The sequence below is a fragment of the Billgrantia endophytica genome, assembly GCF_002879615.1.
GTDB classification, from domain to species: domain Bacteria; phylum Pseudomonadota; class Gammaproteobacteria; order Pseudomonadales; family Halomonadaceae; genus Halomonas; species Halomonas endophytica.
This window is the reverse complement of sequence record NZ_PNRF01000028.1, coordinates 224,247-240,977: the sequence shown is the minus strand read 5'-3', so window position 1 is coordinate 240,977 and position 16,731 is coordinate 224,247. Positions and strand designations below refer to the sequence as shown.

The 16,731-nt window shown below is 65.5% G+C and carries 17 protein-coding genes and 1 tRNA gene; 4 read left to right on the top strand and 14 right to left on the bottom strand.

The window, feature by feature from the left end:
- Position 1: 1 nt before the first annotated feature.
- From astD to fabV, 7 genes are all read right to left on the bottom strand, one after another.
- Entirely contained in the window at positions 2–1,471 is a 1,470-nt protein-coding gene (gene astD, locus C1H69_RS14370; RefSeq protein WP_102654066.1) for a succinylglutamate-semialdehyde dehydrogenase, read from the bottom strand.
- Positions 1,468–2,514 (bottom strand): arginine N-succinyltransferase, encoded by a 1,047-nt coding sequence (astA, locus tag C1H69_RS14365; protein ID WP_102654065.1) that lies wholly within the window; start codon positions 2,512–2,514, stop codon positions 1,468–1,470. The genes astD and astA overlap by 4 nt, the downstream gene beginning before the upstream one ends.
- Positions 2,515–3,588, bottom strand: coding sequence for an arginine N-succinyltransferase (locus C1H69_RS14360; RefSeq protein ID WP_102654064.1), 1,074 nt, complete (start codon positions 3,586–3,588; stop codon positions 2,515–2,517).
- A gap of 53 nt (positions 3,589–3,641) precedes the next feature.
- A complete protein-coding gene (locus tag C1H69_RS14355) occupies positions 3,642–4,856 on the bottom strand; it encodes an aspartate aminotransferase family protein (RefSeq protein WP_102654063.1) in 1,215 nt (404 codons plus the stop codon).
- 128 nt (positions 4,857–4,984) lie between these two features.
- Positions 4,985–5,962 carry a GlxA family transcriptional regulator gene (locus C1H69_RS14350; protein WP_205738489.1) on the bottom strand — a complete coding sequence of 326 codons (978 nt, stop codon included), beginning with the start codon at positions 5,960–5,962 and terminating at the stop codon, positions 4,985–4,987.
- Positions 5,963–6,111: 149 nt separating this feature from the next.
- The gene (locus tag C1H69_RS14345; protein WP_102654062.1) at positions 6,112–6,321 is read right to left on the bottom strand and encodes a hypothetical protein; all 210 of its coding nucleotides are present in this window, start codon (positions 6,319–6,321) and stop codon (positions 6,112–6,114) included.
- A 67-nt stretch (positions 6,322–6,388) separates the two neighbouring features.
- Entirely contained in the window at positions 6,389–7,585 is a 1,197-nt protein-coding gene (gene fabV, locus C1H69_RS14340) for an enoyl-ACP reductase FabV (RefSeq protein WP_102654061.1), read from the bottom strand.
- A gap of 169 nt (positions 7,586–7,754) precedes the next feature.
- Between fabV and C1H69_RS14335 the strand changes: the two genes are divergently transcribed.
- Positions 7,755–8,147 carry a DUF7079 family protein gene (locus tag C1H69_RS14335; protein WP_102654060.1) on the top strand — a complete coding sequence of 131 codons (393 nt, stop codon included), beginning with the start codon at positions 7,755–7,757 and terminating at the stop codon, positions 8,145–8,147.
- 30 nt (positions 8,148–8,177) lie between these two features.
- Here the strand turns inward: C1H69_RS14335 and C1H69_RS14330 are convergent, their stop codons facing one another.
- Entirely contained in the window at positions 8,178–8,663 is a 486-nt protein-coding gene (locus C1H69_RS14330) for a glutathione peroxidase (RefSeq protein ID WP_102654059.1), read from the bottom strand.
- 139 nt (positions 8,664–8,802) lie between these two features.
- Positions 8,803–9,351: an NUDIX hydrolase gene (locus tag C1H69_RS14325; RefSeq protein WP_240609955.1), complete on the bottom strand. Its 549-nt coding sequence runs from the start codon at positions 9,349–9,351 to the stop codon at positions 8,803–8,805.
- A 154-nt stretch (positions 9,352–9,505) separates the two neighbouring features.
- On the opposite strand from C1H69_RS14325, the gene C1H69_RS14320 reads away from it, so the two are divergent.
- Positions 9,506–11,158 (top strand): isovaleryl-CoA dehydrogenase, encoded by a 1,653-nt coding sequence (locus C1H69_RS14320; RefSeq protein ID WP_102654058.1) that lies wholly within the window; start codon positions 9,506–9,508, stop codon positions 11,156–11,158.
- Here the strand turns inward: C1H69_RS14320 and C1H69_RS14315 are convergent.
- From C1H69_RS14315 to C1H69_RS14300, 5 genes are all read right to left on the bottom strand, one after another.
- Positions 11,098–12,330, bottom strand: coding sequence for an EAL domain-containing response regulator (locus C1H69_RS14315; protein ID WP_165789486.1), 1,233 nt, complete (start codon positions 12,328–12,330; stop codon positions 11,098–11,100). The genes C1H69_RS14320 and C1H69_RS14315 overlap by 61 nt on opposite strands.
- 76 nt (positions 12,331–12,406) lie before the next feature.
- A complete protein-coding gene (locus C1H69_RS14310) occupies positions 12,407–13,024 on the bottom strand; it encodes a LysE family translocator (protein ID WP_102654056.1) in 618 nt (205 codons plus the stop codon).
- 46 nt (positions 13,025–13,070) lie between these two features.
- On the bottom strand, positions 13,071–13,484 hold the full coding sequence (gene rnk / locus C1H69_RS14305) for a nucleoside diphosphate kinase regulator (RefSeq protein ID WP_102654055.1): 414 nt from the start codon (positions 13,482–13,484) through the stop codon (positions 13,071–13,073).
- Between the two features lie 135 nt (positions 13,485–13,619).
- A complete protein-coding gene (locus C1H69_RS23610; RefSeq protein WP_165789485.1) occupies positions 13,620–13,775 on the bottom strand; it encodes a hypothetical protein in 156 nt (51 codons plus the stop codon).
- A gap of 475 nt (positions 13,776–14,250) precedes the next feature.
- Positions 14,251–14,337: transfer RNA gene (locus C1H69_RS14300), tRNA-Leu, on the bottom strand.
- A 138-nt stretch (positions 14,338–14,475) separates the two neighbouring features.
- On the opposite strand from C1H69_RS14300, the gene queA reads away from it, so the two are divergent.
- Both queA and tgt read left to right on the top strand, forming a co-directional pair.
- A complete protein-coding gene (gene queA, locus C1H69_RS14295) occupies positions 14,476–15,513 on the top strand; it encodes a tRNA preQ1(34) S-adenosylmethionine ribosyltransferase-isomerase QueA (protein ID WP_102654054.1) in 1,038 nt (345 codons plus the stop codon).
- A 61-nt stretch (positions 15,514–15,574) separates the two neighbouring features.
- A complete protein-coding gene (gene tgt / locus C1H69_RS14290; RefSeq protein WP_205738497.1) occupies positions 15,575–16,693 on the top strand; it encodes a tRNA guanosine(34) transglycosylase Tgt in 1,119 nt (372 codons plus the stop codon).
- The last annotated feature ends 38 nt before the right edge of the window (positions 16,694–16,731 follow it).

Here is a 16,731-nt window from a genome sequence, read left to right as displayed (position 1 = left end):
CTCATAGCGCTACCCCGGGCGGCAGGCTGTCGGGCAGGGCCAGCGTTTCGGCTTCCATGGACGCCACCGGATAGGCGCAGTAATCGGCGGCATAATAGGCGCTGGGGCGATGGTTGCCGCTGTCGCCGATCCCACCGAAGGGCGCGTCACCCGAAGCGCCGGTGGTCTGACGATTCCAGTTGACGATACCGGCGCGGATACGCAGCAGGAAGTCGTCCCAATCGGCGCGCTCGCCGCCGATCAGTCCGGCGGCGAGGCCGTAGCGAGTGTCATTGGCGATAGTGATCGCTTCTCTCCAGTCGCTATAACGGTATACCTTCAGCAGCGGTCCGAAGTACTCCTCGTCGGGTACGTCGAGGCCGGTCACGTCGATCAGCGCGGGGCTGAGCAGGCTGGTACCTTCCTTCAATCGCTCCATGCGCGACAGCACCACACCCCCCAGATTTTCCAGATCGTCCTGGGCCTTGAGCAGGCCATCCGCGGCTTCCGGGCTGACCAGGCCACCATAGAACGGCGCCGGCTCTTCGAACTGGCCCGATACGTGCAGGCGGGCCATGGCATCGGTCAAGGCATCGAGCAGGTGGTCGCCGATCTGGCCTTCGGGAACGATCAGTCGGCGGGCGCAGGTACAGCGCTGCCCGCCCGAGAGGAAGGCCGACTGCAGGATGGTCAACACCACGGCGTCCTGGTCGTGCACCTCCTTGATGACCAGCGGGTTGTTTCCCCCCAGTTCCAGGGCCAGGATCTTGTCGAACCGATCGGCGAACTGACGGTTGAGCAGCCCGCCCACCTTCGCGCTGCCGGTGAACAGCAGGCCGTCGATGCCCGGGTGTGCCGAGAGCGCCTGCCCCACCGGTGCGCCGCCCTGCACCAGGTTGATCACCCCGGCCGGCAGCCCCGCTTCCAGCCAGCAGGACAGGGTCAGGTCGGCGGTCAGGGGGGTCTGTTCGCTGGGCTTGAACACGACGGTGTTGCCGGCCAGCAGCGCCGGTACCATGTGCCCGTTGGGCAGGTGCCCCGGGAAGTTGTAGGGGCCGAAGACAGCCATCACCCCATGGGGGCGATGCCGCAGCACTGCTCTGGTGTCCCCTACGTCCCGGCTGCGCTCACCGGTGCGTTCCTGATAGGCGCGGGCCGAGATCGCCACCTTGCCGATCATGGCCCCCACTTCGGTACGAGCCTCCCATAGCGGCTTGCCGGTTTCGGCGGCAATGGACCAGGCCAGGTCTTCGCGATGGGATTCCAGCACTTCGCGAAAGCGCTCCACCAGTGCCAGTCGTTCGCTGAAAGTGGTGCGTGCCCAGGCCGGAAAGGCAACCCGTGCCGCCTCGACTGCCGCTGCCACCTGGGTGTCGCTGGCGCCGGCGCCTTGCCACAGGGTCTCGCCGGAAACCGGGTCACGCTTGATGAAGCGCGATGCATCGCCTGGCTGCCAGGTGCCGTTTATCAACAGCTGCTGCTTGGCTTTCATGGTGTCTCCTCGGTATCCAGTACGCGCAGGGAATCGCCAGCGACGACCTCGAGCCGCTGTGCCTCCTGTTCGCTCAGGGTGATGGTGTCGTCCTCGTCGGGGCCTCGGGCCACCCAGGCGGCACGGAAGCCGGCCATGTTCGCGTTGGCCGCCAGCCAGCGTGGACGGCCTGCCGGGAGCTCGCGGCCCGCCTGGATCTCCACTCGGCAGCGGCGTGACTTGCGTACGCCACGCACGTCATCGATATAGGCTTCCACGGTGGGGCCGCCGTCGAAGATGTCGATGAACCCCTCCCAGCGCAGTCCCTCCTTCTTGAGCATGGCCAGTGCAGGGCGAGTGTCGGTGTGCACCTGGCCGATACAGGCACGCGCCGCCTCGGAGAGAAACGGCGTGTAGATCGGGAACTTGGGCATCAGTTCACCGATGAAACTCTTCTGGCCCAGCCCGGTCAGGCGGTCCGCCTCGTCGAAGTCCACCGGGAAGAAGTGACTGCCCAGGCATTCCCAGAAGGGGCTCTTGCCCCGTTCATCGAAGACACCGCGCATCTCGGCCAGCACCTTGTCGGGAAACTGGTCGCGGAATTCCGCCATGAACAGCCAGCGCATCATCGACAGCAGCGCGCCATTGCGTTGATGGCGGCGGTCCGCACCCCGGTATGGCGGGCGCAGGAACAGCGAGGCCACTTCGGCATCGCCGGTATGGTCGGAGCTGAGAAACAGGGTATCGATGGTGCGATGCAGGTCGAGCTGCACCGAGGAGTGGGCCAGGGTGCCCAGCCGATAGTGATAGAAAGGCACTTCGCGCCCCACCTGCCCCTCGATGGCGCAGCAGCCGGCCAGCTCGCCGCTGGCCTCGTCCTCCAGCACGAACAGGTAGAGCCGCCGATCCACCGGCGTACGCTCTGCGAAGGCACTGATGGCCGTCGCGATCTTGGAGGCAAGGAATTCTCGGGTGTCGGGCAGCGACGTGAACCCCACGCCGGTCTCCCGGGCCAGCGCCTGCAGGCTGTCCAGGTCGCTTTCGGCGATTGGTCGAATGCGCATCTACAGCTCCCCTTCGTCGTAGCCCAGCTCATCCTCGCCATTCGCCGGAAGGGCGATGGGCGCCACCAGTACGGCGCGGCCTTCCTCCACTCCCAGCAGCTCGGCATGTTCCGGCGACAGCATCAGTTGACCGGTGGGCGAGAGCGCATAGCGGGCGACCACACAGCGGAAGTCGGCCAGCCGCTGATTGGCGATCATGGCCGGCTCGGCATCCGGCAGCGCATGGGCCGGCCGAATCCGTACCGGGTGCCAGGCGGCACGGCGAAAACTGGCCAGGCGGTCTCGCTCACCCTTGATCACCGGACCGCCATCGAAGATATCCACATGGCGCGAGCGCAGGAAGCCCTCGGCCAGCATCTCGGTCATCGCGGTCTCGTGGACGGGGTGTTCGCGGCCGATGGCCGCCCGGGCCTGGGGCGTCAACAGCGCCAGGTAGAGCGGAAACTGCGGCATCACCTCGGCGATGAAGCTCTTCGAGCGCACGCCGGCCAGATAGTTGATGTCGTGGTAATCGCGCACGAAGAAGTGCCGCCCCACGCTGTTCCAGAAGGGCGATTCGCCCTGCTCGTCCAGGTAGCCGGGAAAGGCCATCGCCAACACCTCGGCGAAACGTTCGGGATACTGGGCAATGAACATCAGCCGGGCCCGGCGCAACAGGCTCTCGGCCGTGGTGCCGCGGTAGCGTGCCTCCAGCGACAGGGCGCACAGCTGGGTGGTCTCGGACACCTCATGGGACAGCGCCAGGGTCTGCACCTCACGACGCACGTTGAGCTGCTGCGAGGCGTGGATCAGTGTTTCCTGGCGATAGGTATAGTAGGCCTCGCGGGCCCCGGCCTCGGCACGAATGGTGGCGGTGCCCACCACCTCGTTTCGTTCCAGGTCCTCGAGCACGAAGGTGTAATTCTCGTCGCCGGGAAAATCCACCTCGCGGGCAAAGGCCTGCCGCGAGCGGGCAATGCGCTCCTCGAGTCGATCGCGATGAGCCGGCAGATTGGTCAGGCGTGGCGTGGCACTGCCCGCCAGGCGCTCCAGCGCCGGCAGATCGGCAGGCCGAACGGGGCGTACGACCATCATGGCAGGGTCTCCGGGTCGGGATGAGGCAGTGTCCCGCATGGTGCGAGCTGGCCTCACTGGCCAGCCACCAGACGCGCGATGGCCCGCTCCAGCCGCATCATGCCTTCGGCAATGTCGGCTTCGGGAATGACCAGCGACGGCGCCATGCGCAGAACATTGGGGCCGGCGATCAGCGCCATCACGCCCTCCTCTATCGCCAGCGGCAGGATATCCTTGGCCCGGCCTTCGTACTCGGACGCCATCTCGGCACCGACCAACAGGCCCTTGCCGCGGATTTCCTTGAAGACCCCATGCTTGCGATTGATGGTTTCCAGGTGCTCGCGGAACAGGTCGTGGCGCCGCTTGACGCCTTCGAGCACGTCCGGCTGGCCGATATGCTCGATCGCCGCCAGTGCCACGGCCGAGGCCAGCGCATTGCCGCCATAGGTGGAACCGTGGGTGCCGATGGCCATGGCCGGCGCGACACGATCCGTGGTCAGCATGGCTCCCACCGGGAAGCCGCCGCCCAATCCCTTGGCGCTGGTCAGGATGTCCGGCGTCACCCCATACTCCATGTAGGCGTAGAGGGAGCCGGTGCGGCCAACCCCGGTCTGCACTTCGTCGAAGATCAGCAGCGCATCGTGGGCGTCACACAGGTCTCGCAGCCCCTGCAGGAATTCCTGGGTGGCCGGCACGATACCGCCCTCGCCCTGCATCGGCTCGACCATCACCGCACAGGTGTCGTCGTCGATCAGGTCACGGACGCTAGCGAGATCATTGAACTCACCGTGGACGATGCCGCCCGGCACCGGGCCGAAGCCCTGGGAGTACTTGGGCTGGCCGCCGACGCTGACGGTGAAGAAGGTACGGCCGTGGAACGACTGCGAGAACGAGACGATGCGGTTCTTGTGCTCGCCGACATTGTCGTGGGCCCAGCGCCGTGCCAGCTTCAGCGCCGCCTCGTTGGCTTCGCCGCCGGAGCTGCAGAGGTAGACCTTGTCGGCGAAGGTGCGCTCCACCAGGGTCCGGGCCAGGGCCAGAGCCGGCTCGTTGGTGTAGACGTTGGAGAGATGCCAGAGCGTGTTGGCCTGCTTGGTGAGGGCATTGACCAGCACCGGATGACAATGACCGAGGGAGTTCACCGCGATACCGCCGGCAAAATCGATGTACTCGCGCCCCTCCTGATCCCACAGGCGACTGCCCTCCCCGCGCACCGGAATGGCTTTCTGGGGTGAGTAATTGGGCACCATGTACTGATCGAAATCGGCGCGGGTCGGGGTCTGGCTCATGTCGGTCTCCATTCCAGCGAGAAAAAAAGAGAAGGCTAGGCACTGCGGTCATTCGAGTATAGGGAGCCGTACCGCCGAAGGCTTTCAGCTATGGGACTCCGACTTGTATAAAAGGCTGTGCCCTTGCCTCAATGCAACCGCTCCTCGCGCGGCGTGACACCGAAGTGGTTGCGATAGGCCGTGGAGAAGTGGGCCGGGGAAGAGAAGCCCGTCTTCATGGCGATCTCGCCGACGGGCAGGTCACTCTCACGCAGGAGCCGTCGGGCTTCCTGCAGGCGCAGGTCGAGATAGTAGCGGCCGGGTACGGCCTGGAGATACTTCTTGAACAACCGCTCCAGCTGACGCCGGGAGATACCCAGGTGCTCGGCCAGCTCGTGGGTGGTCAGCGGCTCCTCGATATTGGCCTCCATCAGCATGACCGCATCCACCAGCGGTGCCGGGGCATGACCCAAGCGGGCACGCAGCGGCACCTGCTGGGGCTCGTCTGCCATGCGAATCCGCTCCAGCACGAAATGCTCGGAGACCCGCTCGGCCAGTTCGCTGCCATGGTGGGAAGCAACCAGCGTCATCATCATATCCATGGCTGCCGTGCCACCGCCGCAGGTCAGGCGGTCACGGTCGATCTCGAACAGCTGCTGGGAGAGCCGTACCCGGGGAAAGTCACGGGTAAAGGCGGCAAAGCGCTGCCAGGGCAGTGTCGCCCGGTACCCGTCCAGCACGCCGGCACGGGCCAGCAGTTCGGTGCCGCCCCCGATACCGATCAGCATCGTGTTGCTGCGCCCCAGCGATCGCATACGCCCCACCGTTCCGCCATCGAGTGTCGTCGGCAAAGGGCTCGGCGCGCAGACGATCAACATGTCCAGCTCCATGGGAAGGGATTCGAACGACCTGCCCGCCGCCAGGCTGAGCTCGGCCAGGCTGGGCACCTCGCCTCCGTCAGGGCTGAAGGCCTGCACCCGATAGAGCCGTTGCCCGGACAACTGGTTGGCTACCATCAGGGGTTCCAGGGCACAGGCCTGGGCGAGCAGCGAAAACCCCGGCAGGGTCAGCACCCCGACCCAGCGGGGCGACGACGTGAAGGGACTGGCGATGGAGGTGTCGGGCATGGAACGCAACGCCGTGAGCCGAACGGGTCTGTGATCTTACTCGATTGCCGGCGTTGGCGCCGAATCCAGCCCAATGACGGCTGTGCCGCGATCCGGGGACCGCGGCACAGGCCATTCTCATGCAGGATTACAGTGACGAGAGCGGCGAATCAGACCCAGGCCGCCGACAGCAACCGGTAGATCAGGAAGGCACCCGCGAGCACCGCCGTGGCCAGCAGCAGCCAATGCCAGCCCTTGGCCGGCCTTCTGGCCTCCGGCTGCAGTGCGTCGGGCTCGGGATGCTCGTAGTCCTCCGGCATCCTCACTTCCTTGAGATGCTCGAATTCTTCCTGCGCCGTCTTGCTCTCCTTGGTATCCATCGCACACCTCCATTGGCTCCGGAATTCACCCGTTGCGAACCGGGCGGAATGCCGCGATTCGTCGGGCCTATAGACTCACGACATCGAAGGTCACGTCCGGGTTCACATCGGCACCGTAATCCACGTCGTCCCGCTCGAACCCGAACAGCTTCAGGAAGTCGCGCTTGTAACCAGCATAGTCGGTGATCTCGAACAGGTTCTCACTGGTTACCTTGGGCCACAGATCCTTGCAGGCCTGCTGCACGTCGTCGCGCAGCTCCCAGTCGTCCAGACGCAGGCGGCCAGCCTCGTCGGTGACGAAATCACCGCCATACAGCCTCTCGCCGAACAGGCGGTTGAGCTGGTCGATGGTGCCCTCGTGCAACCCCTTCTCCTTCATCACCCTGTAGACCATGGCGATATAAAGCGGCATGACCGGTATGGCCGCGCTGGCCTGGGTCACCACCGACTTGAGCACCGCCACGTTGGCGCCCCCGCCGCTGGCCTTGAGCTTGCCGTCGATCTCACCCGCCGCACGATCCAGGTCCTCCTTGGCCTTGCCCAGTGCACCATGCCAGTAGATGGGCCAGGTGATCTCGGTGCCGATGTAGCTGAAGGCCACGCTGCGCGCCCCGGGGGCCAGCACGCCGGCACGATCCAGGGCATCCATCCACAGCTCCCAGTCCTCGCCACCCATGACGATCCTGGTGTCCTCGATCTCCTGCTCGGTGGCAGGCTCGACCTCGGCCTCGATGATCACGTCCTTGTTGGTATCGATGGCGGTGGCACGGTAGGTCTCGCCGATCGGCTTGAGGCTGGAGCGCTTGAGTTCGCCGCTGTCGGGCAGCTTGCGCACCGGCGACGCCAGCGAATAGACCACCAGATCCACCTGGCCCATGTCCTGCTTGATCAGCGCGATGGCCATGTCCCTGGCTTCATGGGAAAAGGCGTCGCCGTTGATCGACTTGCTGTAGCGCCCATCCGACTTGGCGAACTTGTCGAAGGCGGCGGAGTTGTACCAGCCGGCGGTACCGGGCTTCTTCTCGCTGCCCGGTCTCTCGAAGAACACCCCCAGGGTATCGGCACCATAGCCGAAGGCGGCGGTGATGCGTGCCGCCAGTCCATAGCCGCTGGAGGCGCCGATCACCAGCACCTTCTTCGGCCCGGCGGCCTTGTCCAGGCCACGGGCGCGGGTCGCCTCAATCTGCTCGAGAACGTTCTTCTCGCAGCCGATAGGATGGGTGGTGGTGCAGATGAAACCGCGAACCTTGGGTTTGATGATCACGTCATACCTCATTATTGATGACCAGGCCGCCCCTGGCGGGGCACCCTGGCAGATTGAGTGGGCAGTGGCGACATTCTAGCGGCCACTACCCCTCCTGTCCGCCCTTGAGCCAGACTCCCGGGTGGGGCAGGATGCATTTCCCGGGTAAACGCAGAGGCAGGAGAGAACGATGGATGCACAGACGCTGGTGGATGAACGCGGCGAGCTGTGGCTGGCCCTGGCCCCGCTGTGGCTGGACCGCGAGCCCGGCGAACGCGACTATGCCCGCATGGTGACGGTCATCCAGCATCATGACCTGACGCTGCATGAGCTGGAGTGGATCTTCCGACTGGAACTGGCACCGGTACTGTCACGCACGCAAATGTCGGTGGCCAGTGAGTGGCGGGCCTTCGACGATCATCAGCTCATGAAACGACTGGTGGCGCATAACATGCGCCTCACGGGCTGGCGTCGCAGGAGCTGGGCGCTCTTCTCCGGCCTGACCACCATGATGACGCGTCAGCGCTGGAACGAGCTGATGCTTCGAGTCATGATCGAACGCGGCGAAGCCCCCATCACTTGAGCCATCACCCGCCGTCCGGTCAGCTTCTGGTCAGCTCTCGTCCAGAGCACGCTCCAGGGCGAGCTCCAGCGCTTCTCCATGGTCCCTTGGCGAGAAGCGCTTGATCACCCGCCCGTCGCGCCCCACCAGGAACTTGGTGAAATTCCACTTGATCAGCGTGGTGCCAAGCACTCCCGGTGCCTTGCGTCTCAACTCCACGAACAGCGGATGGGCACCGGACCCGTTGACCTTGACCTTCTGCATGACCGGGAAGGTCACCCCGTACTGGGTCGAACAGAACGCACAGAAATCCAGCGCCGATTCCGGTGCCTGGCGGGCAAACTGGTTGCAGGGGAAGGCCAGGATGGTCAAGCCCCGGTCGCGGTGGTGGCGATAGAGCCGCTCGAGTTCGCGAAGCTGGGGGGTGAAACCGCAACGGCTGGCCACGTTGACGATCAGCAGCACCTGCCCCTGCAGGGCAAGCAGATTGAAAGGTTCACCGCGAAAAGTCCGACACTCGTGTTCGTGAATGGCCATGGGTCGCCTGCCTTGATGACACCTGTCACGATGCCACGTCATGACGTGCAGCACCACCCCGGAGGGCACGCCTCTCCCCGGCACCTCGATCCAGGCACGGACGTCGTCGCCCAGGCTGCCCACACCGCCGCCACCCTGGTCACCGTTCGCGCCCCAGCCAGCCGGCCTGGACCAGCGCCTCGACGGCCTGGCGGGTGTCCGGTGTCACGTCGAGCAGGGCCAGCGCCTCGTCGAGGGGGCACCAGAAGGCGTCGGCGACCTCCTCGGCCTGCAGCGTCAGCGCCCCATCGTAGTCGACCAGAAAGATGCTGCCGTAAATATGGTTGCCGCCGCGGGCGTGACGAAATTCCATGGCAGGGCGAAGCGCCACCCCATCGATACCCAGCTCCTCGGCCAGCTCGCGTCGTGCCGCCACATGCACCGCCTCGCCGGCACCGACCACGCCCCCGGCCGCCAAGTCGAGCCCGCCGGGGAAGACCTCCTTGGTCAGGGTGCGGCGCTGCACGCACAACTCGCTCCGGCCGTTGCGCACCACCACATAGGTCGCACGATGCCAGAACTGGTAGCGCCGCATCAGCGCTCGGGATGCGCTGCCACACGGGCGGTTACGGGAGTCCACCAACTGGATGCGTTCTTCGGCGACGCGGGGCGCGGGTAGCGCCTCGTCACGGTAAGTCGGTGCCGTCACAGTCATCTCCACAGGGTCAATCCTTCAGCCTACCCAGTGAGGTCCCCTTCGTCACGCCTGGTGTGAGCTGGCGCGAGATTGACCCCATGCACCACACTGGCCATGCTTCGATGCAACCCCATTGTCTCGACCGGCCAGCACAGGAGCGCCGCCAATGAAAGACGAGGCACCCCGTACCCGCCTGGCCACCCATGAGGTGATCAACCAGCCCGAGCCAGCGGGCGATCAGGACCTGCTCGCCTCGGATCTACCGCTGCGCGAGGCACTGGCGAGAGAAGCACCGGACTGGGTGGCCGAACGCCTGGCCCCGCTGGGCCGCGAGGTGGGCAGCACCCGGGTGGCGACACTGGGTGAGGAAGCCAATCGTCATCCCCCGGAGCTGCGTCTGTTCGACCGCCACGGCCGACGCCTGGACGAGGTCCGCTACCACCCCGCCTATCACGAACTGATGCACCTGGCCATGGCGGGCGGCTGGCATTCGGTGGCCTGGCAGGAAGAAGGGCGCGGCGGCCACCAGGCCCATGCAGCGGCCCTGTACCTGCTGACCCAGGCCGAACCCGGCTTCTGCTGCCCGGTGACCATGACCCATGCCGCCATGCCGGTACTGCGCCGCTCGCCTGGCCTCGAGGCAGCCTGGGGCCCCGGGCTGCTGGCCAACGTTTATGACCCTCGCCCACTGCCGGCACCGGAAAAGCGCGGGCTCACCTTCGGCATGGCCATGACCGAAAAGCAGGGCGGCAGCGACGTACGCCGCAATACCACAGGGGCCGAACAGGAAGGTGAAGGCTGGAGGCTGACCGGGCACAAGTGGTTCTGCAGCGCCCCCATGTCCGACGCCTTCCTGACCCTGGCCCAGACCGACGACGGCCTGGGTTGCTTCCTGGTACCCCGCTTCTCTCCCGACGGGGAACGCAACGCCATCGAGATCCAGCGCCTCAAGGAGAAGTGCGGCAACCGGGCCAATGCTTCCGCCGAGATCGAGTACCGTGGTGCCTGGGCCAGTGCCATCGGCGAACCCGGCCGTGGCGTGGCCACCATCATCGACATGGTGCAGCAGACCCGACTGGACGCCGCCACCGCGCCGGTCGGCATGATGCGCCAGGCCCTGAGGGAGGCCTGGCGCCATACCCGCGAACGTCTGGCCTTCGGCAAGACACTGGCCGAGCAGCCGCTGATGCGCAACGTGCTCGCCGACCTGGCCCTGGAGGTGGAAGCCGGAACCGCGCTGGTGATGCGTACCGCCCGAACCTTCGATGGCGCAACCCGTGGCGACGAGCATGAACGAGCCCTGGCCCGGCTACTGCCGGCACTGGCCAAGTACTGGCACAACAAGCGCGGCCCGGGTTTCATGGCGGAAGCCATGGAGTGCCTGGGCGGCATCGGCTACGTGGAGGAGACACCGCTGGCACGGCTCTACCGGGAAGCACCGGTGAACTCGATCTGGGAAGGGTCGGGCAATGTGATCTGCCTCGATGTGCTGCGGGTCCTGGCGCGTCATCCGGAGTCTGTCGACGCGCTTCGGGCCGAGCTGGGCGCCGTCCGGGGCCAGCAACGCGACGTCGATCTGGCGCTGGCCGGTCTGGAGCGGGAGATGCTGCTGTCGGCCGACGAGCGGGAGCCCCGGGCGCGCTGGCTGGTGCAGCGCCTGGCCCAGGCGTTTCAGGCCTCGCTGTTGCTGCGCCATGCCCCGACCGAGTTGGCCGAGGCCTTCTGCCGCACGCGGCTAGGGGTGGAAACCAGCCCGGCCTATGGCGTGATGCCATCCGATGTGCCGATCGCCGCGATCCTGGCGCGTATCGACGACTGATTCGCAGCCAAGGCCGGGATCGACTCGGCCGGCACGGGGCGTGACAGGCCGAACCCCTGTACATGGGTGCAGCCGAAGCGGGCCAGCGTAGGCAGACAGTCCAGTTCCTCGACCCCTTCTGCCACCACCCGGATACCCAGGCGCCGGCCGAGCAGCGCGACCGCCTCGACGATGGCGGCGTCCTGGCTGTCCTGCTGCACGTGACGCACGAAGCTCCGGTCGATCTTGAGCTCGCTGATCGGCAGCATCTGCAGGCGCGAAAGCGACGAGAAACCCACCCCGAAGTCATCCACCGAAACCTCCATGCCGTTGAGATGCAGCCGGGCGGCGATTTCCGAGCCCAGCAGCTCGTCATCCATGGCTGCCGTCTCGGTAATCTCGAGGACGACCAGCGGCGGCTCGCCCGGCCCACGGTGGCGAGTCAGGGCCAACAGTTGGGATTCCATCAGGTCATCGGCGGTGACGTTGACCGACAGTGATAGCGACAGCCCCGTTCGGGCCCAGGCCTCGGCATCGGCCAGGGCCTGCTGGAGGACATGACAGGTGAGGCGCCGGCCCTGGGCGGCGGTCAGCATCGGCAGGAAGCTTGCCGGGCCGATCAGTCCGATCTGGGGGTGCGCCCAGCGCACCAGGGCCTCGACACCGCTGAGCCGACCGGTAGTCAGTTCGAACTGGGGCTGGTAGTGAACGGTGAGCTCTCGCAGCTCAAGCGCCTGGTCGAGCTCGTCGGCGGAAAAGAAGGGGTCGTCCTCGGGAGAGACAGCCGGCTTGCGGCCCAGGTGCAACCCCTCCAGCCGCTGGCGCAGTTCGGCCATGCGCATCGGCTTGTCCAGCGAACCGAGCATCTGCAACCCCAGGGTGTGACCCACCTGTTCGGCAATGCGGGATATCTTGCGCTCGACACCGCCGAGCAGCAGCACCCAGCCGCCATAGCCCTGCTTGGCCAGCAGCCGCAGCAAGGCTATGCCGTCGGGGTCGCCGAACTCCAGCCCCATGACCACCAATTGGGGCTGGCATTCGATGATCTCTTCCAGCAGGGCGTCGGCGTGGCGGTAGCAGCGGCTCTGCATGCCCAGCACGTGAAGCTGAAGCGACAGGATCGCGACCACATCGGGGTCTTCGTCCAGAATCACCGCCAGTGCCCGGGTGTCTTCGTGCGACAAAATGTCCATCAGGGGGATTCCGCTCTCGAATAGCGTAGAGGCTCCCATCATCCCTGATAGGCAACCGTGCTGACTATCAACGCTGTCAGCCGATGGGGCCGAGCAGCACGCGCAGTGCCAATGCCAACAACATCACACCGGTGATGCGATGAATCCAGTGGGCACGGCTCTGCAGCCAGGGTAGAACCCGGGAATGGGACAGCGACACTGCCACCAGCACGTACCAGCCGCCATCGATGATCATTGCCGTCAGCACGATGATCGCCTTGGCCGCCAGGCTCATGTCCGGGGTGACGAACTGGCTGAGCAACGCGATGAAGAACAGGATCAGCTTGGGGTTGCCCAGCGCCACCAGCATGCCTTCGCGAGCCGCCTGGCCGCGTGTCGTCGCCATGCCGGTCGCCTCCAGTGCACCCGCCCGTCCGGCACGCAGGGCCTTGATCCCCAGCCAGGCCAGGTAGGCCGCACCGGCCCAGGTAATTGCCTGGAACAACCCGGGAAAGCGCACGATCAACGCTCCCAGCCCCCAGACGGTCAACAGGGCATAGAAGCCCACGCCCAAGGCGTGGGAGAGCGCCGCCATCACCCCGGGAGAGCGGCCACCACCCAGGGTGTGGCGCAGCACCAGCGCCAGGCTGGGCCCCGGTGACATGGCTCCCATGGCGCAGACCGCCACCAGGGACATCCATAGCGAAAGCGGCATCTCGTCTCCTCGATCCGTCATCAGTGCGGCGGAGTCAGCCCCCAACTCAGCGGTGGAACTGACCTTCCCGTTCCGGCTGCCACAGAATGGCATCGACACGGAGCTTCGCCGCTCCGCCCGTGGGCAGCGGCCAGTCGATGACGTCACCGATGCGCAAGCCGATAAGTCCGGCGCCGATCGGCGCCATCACCGAGATGCCGTCCTCGGTATTGGCCAGGGCATGGGGATAGACCAGGGTGCGAATCATCTGTCGGTCACGGGTCATGTCGGTGAACTGCACCTGGCTGTTCATGCTGACCACGTCCTCGGGGATATCCTCCGGGTCGATCACTTCACCCCGCTCCAGTTCCTCTTCCAGAGCATCGGCGACGAAGCGATCCTTGTCGCTCGCCTGGTCGATCAAACGCTGCAACCGCTCGGCATCGAGGCGGTTGATGGTAATGGTGGGACGGGATGACATACGACCTCCTTCGCACGGCCAACGCTCTGTGAATGCGCCGCCGGCCACACAACAAAAACAGCCCTTCGCCCGCAACTGGGGAGAAGGACTGTGACATTTCACCATCATAAGCCCAGTGACGAGCCTTGTCAGGCCCTAATGCCGGGTACGGCGTCCGGTCAACAGCACCACCACACCCACCACGACAAGAGACACGCCGACAAACGTTGCCGGGTTCTGGATCTGGTAGCCATACAGGGTCAGGCCCAGCCCCAGTACGATCAGAGCCGAAGCAAACCACTTCACTCCCATGACTCGCTCCTCGCGTTCAGTATAACCACCAGCATGCCGCCAATAATGAGGCACATCAAGGAAATGCCAAGGCAGGGAAAACGGTAGCTGGCCCAGGTGCTCGCACGCCCTACATGACACCGAGCGTCTCGAGCGCCTTGCGGGTCATCTCGAACGGCACATAGAGCACGCCAGGGTTGTTCCCCGGCCGCGCCGCAGCCACCCCGGCGGAGGTGGCCGGCCTTCCCGCCGATCCCCCTCTTTCCAGTGCCTCTCCCTGTCTTCCATCCCCATGCGTGCCCCCAACTCGCCGACAATTGGCTTATCGCCCAACATTATCACAGCCGGCCAGGGGGCTTGGGGCAGGAACAGGAAGCTGGGCGAATAGCAGGCAGCACGAAGCGGCCCGCTGCGGCCAAGCACTGACTGAAAGACAAACACTGAAAACAGGAGGGCAGAAACGCGAACAGCCGCCCGTAAGCGACTGTTTTCATAGTGGTACCGGCGGTCGGACTCGAACCGACAAGCACTTGCGTGCGGCGGATTTTGAATCCGCTGCGTCTACCAATTCCGCCACGCCGGCAGCGCGTGCATTATACGTGGCCCACGCGGCAGGTCAATCGAGATACCTGACGAGAAGGGCAAGTTTCGGTATCCTTGCGGGCTTGTCCGGCTGCCCGCCAGCCGCTTCTGCCGATTTCTCCTGCGGACCCCGACCTGTATGCAGCGCGCCGATTTCCATTACGAGCTTCCCGAGGAGCTGATCGCTCGCTACCCCTCCGAGCAGCGCAGCGATTGCCGCCTGCTGTGCGTGAAGGGCGCCACCGGCGAGCTGGCCCACCGCCGCTTCACCGACCTGCCCGGCCTGCTCGAGCCCGGTGACCTGCTGGTGTTCAACGACACCCGGGTGATCCCGGCGCGGCTGCACGGCCACAAGGCCAGTGGCGGCAAGGTGGAAATGCTGCTGGAGCGACCTCTGGACGCCCACCGGGGCCTGGCGCACCTGCGCAGCAGCAAGTCGCCCAAGCCCGGTACCGAACTGATCTTCGAAGGCGATATCCATGCCGTGGTGGAAGGCCGCCGCGACGCGCTGTTCGAACTGCGTTTCCTGGGCGAGACACCGTTGATCACGCTGCTCGAACGCCACGGCCACATGCCCCTGCCGCCCTATATCACCCGTGAGGACGAGCTGGCCGACCGCGAGCGCTACCAGACCGTCTATGCGCGACGCGACGGCGCCGTGGCCGCACCCACCGCGGGGCTGCATTTCGACGAGCCGCTGCTGGAACGCCTGGCGGAAAAGGGCATTGAAAGTGCCTTCGTCACCCTGCACGTGGGCGCCGGCACCTTCCAGCCGGTACGCGCCGACGATATCCGCGAGCATCGGATGCACAGCGAGTGGATCGAGGTCAGCGAAGAGGTCTGCGACCAGGTACGCGCCGCACGTGCCCGGGGCAACCGAGTGGTGGCCGTGGGCACCACCAGCGTGCGCTGTCTGGAAAGCGCCTGCCTCAAGAGTGCCGACGGCGAGATCGTTCCCCACAGCGGCGAGACGACCATCTTCATCTACCCGGGATATGAGTGGCGCTGCGTGGATGTACTGGTCACCAACTTCCACCTGCCCGAGTCGACCCTGCTGATGCTGGTGTCGTCCTTTGCCGGGTTCGAGACCACCCTGGCCGCCTATCGCGAGGCCGTTGCCGAGCGCTATGCGTTTTTCAGCTACGGCGATGCCATGTATTTGACCAGGGCGGCCTGACCACAAGCGTCGCCGTCACCCTGCTTCGATTTCGAGAGACGACATGCGTAAAGAGAGCTTCATGACCTTCGAGCGGCTGGCCAGCGACGGCCGGGCACGCCGCGGCCGGCTGACCTTCCCCCGCGGCACGGTGGAAACCCCCGCCTTCATGCCGGTGGGCACCTACGGTACGGTCAAGGGCATGACCCCGGCCTCGGTGGAAGAGATCGGCGCCGAGATCATTCTCGGCAACACCTTCCACCTGTGGCTGCGCCCGGGTACCGAGGTGATCGAAGGCCACGGCGACCTGCACGACTTCTCCCAGTGGCAGAAGCCGATCCTCACCGATTCCGGCGGCTTCCAGGTCTTCTCCCTGGGCGAGATGCGCAAGATCACCGAAGCCGGCGTGCACTTCCGCTCGCCGGTGGATGGCGCCAAGGTATTCATGGGCCCCGAGGAGTCCATGGCGGTGCAGCGCTCTCTTGGCTCCGATGTGGTGATGATCTTCGACGAGTGCACCCCCTACCCGGCCACCGAGAAGGAAGCGGAACTCTCCATGGAGCGCTCGCTGCGCTGGGCCCAGCGTTCCCGGGACGCCCATGGCGATTCCCCTTCGGCACTGTTCGGCATCATCCAGGGCGGCATGTACCCCGAGTTGCGCAAGCGCTCCCTCGACGGGCTGCTGGAGATCGGTTTCGACGGCCTGGCCATCGGCGGACTCTCCGTGGGCGAGCCCAAGGAGGAGATGCTCAAGGTACTGAACTATCTGCCCGAATGGATGCCTGAGGAGTACCCACGCTACCTGATGGGCGTGGGCAAACCGGAGGACCTGGTGGAAGGTGTGCGCCGCGGCGTCGACATGTTCGACTGCGTGATGCCCACCCGCAACGCCCGCAATGGCCACCTCTTCACCTTCGAGGGCACGGTGAAGATCCGCAATGCCAGGCACCGCCATGACACGCGGCCCCTGGAAGACGATTGTGACTGCTATACCTGCCAGCACTTTTCCCGCGGTTACCTGCACCACCTGGACCGCTGCGGCGAAATGCTCGGCTCGATGCTCAACACCATCCATAACCTGCGCCACTATCAACGGCTGATGGCAGGTTTGCGCGGTGCCATCGAAGCGGGTACATTGGCGGACTTCGTGGAAGGCTATTATGCGCAGCGCGGGCTGCCGGTTCCTCCCGTACCCAATTGATATCCGGCCGGTACCCAATGGTTCCAGCGACCATTGAC

Bases quoted from the DNA above. Each gene is read 5' to 3' on its own strand.
- astD (WP_102654066.1), bottom strand. From the start codon at position 1,471: ATGAAAGCCAAGCAGCAGCTGTTGATAAACGGCACCTGGCAGCCAGGC.
- astA (WP_102654065.1), bottom strand. From the start codon at position 2,514: ATGCGCATTCGACCAATCGCCGAAAGCGACCTGGACAGCCTGCAGGCG.
- C1H69_RS14360 (WP_102654064.1), bottom strand. From the start codon at position 3,588: ATGATGGTCGTACGCCCCGTTCGGCCTGCCGATCTGCCGGCGCTGGAG.
- C1H69_RS14355 (WP_102654063.1), bottom strand. From the start codon at position 4,856: ATGAGCCAGACCCCGACCCGCGCCGATTTCGATCAGTACATGGTGCCC.
- C1H69_RS14350 (WP_205738489.1), bottom strand. From the start codon at position 5,962: ATGCCCGACACCTCCATCGCCAGTCCCTTCACGTCGTCGCCCCGCTGG.
- C1H69_RS14345 (WP_102654062.1), bottom strand. From the start codon at position 6,321: ATGGATACCAAGGAGAGCAAGACGGCGCAGGAAGAATTCGAGCATCTC.
- C1H69_RS14335 (WP_102654060.1), top strand. From the start codon at position 7,755: ATGGATGCACAGACGCTGGTGGATGAACGCGGCGAGCTGTGGCTGGCC.
- C1H69_RS14330 (WP_102654059.1), bottom strand. From the start codon at position 8,663: ATGGCCATTCACGAACACGAGTGTCGGACTTTTCGCGGTGAACCTTTC.
- C1H69_RS14320 (WP_102654058.1), top strand. From the start codon at position 9,506: ATGAAAGACGAGGCACCCCGTACCCGCCTGGCCACCCATGAGGTGATC.
- C1H69_RS14315 (WP_165789486.1), bottom strand. From the start codon at position 12,330: ATGGACATTTTGTCGCACGAAGACACCCGGGCACTGGCGGTGATTCTG.
- C1H69_RS14310 (WP_102654056.1), bottom strand. From the start codon at position 13,024: ATGCCGCTTTCGCTATGGATGTCCCTGGTGGCGGTCTGCGCCATGGGA.
- rnk (WP_102654055.1), bottom strand. From the start codon at position 13,484: ATGTCATCCCGTCCCACCATTACCATCAACCGCCTCGATGCCGAGCGG.
- C1H69_RS23610 (WP_165789485.1), bottom strand. From the start codon at position 13,775: ATGGGAGTGAAGTGGTTTGCTTCGGCTCTGATCGTACTGGGGCTGGGC.
- queA (WP_102654054.1), top strand. From the start codon at position 14,476: ATGCAGCGCGCCGATTTCCATTACGAGCTTCCCGAGGAGCTGATCGCT.
- tgt (WP_205738497.1), top strand. From the start codon at position 15,575: ATGACCTTCGAGCGGCTGGCCAGCGACGGCCGGGCACGCCGCGGCCGG.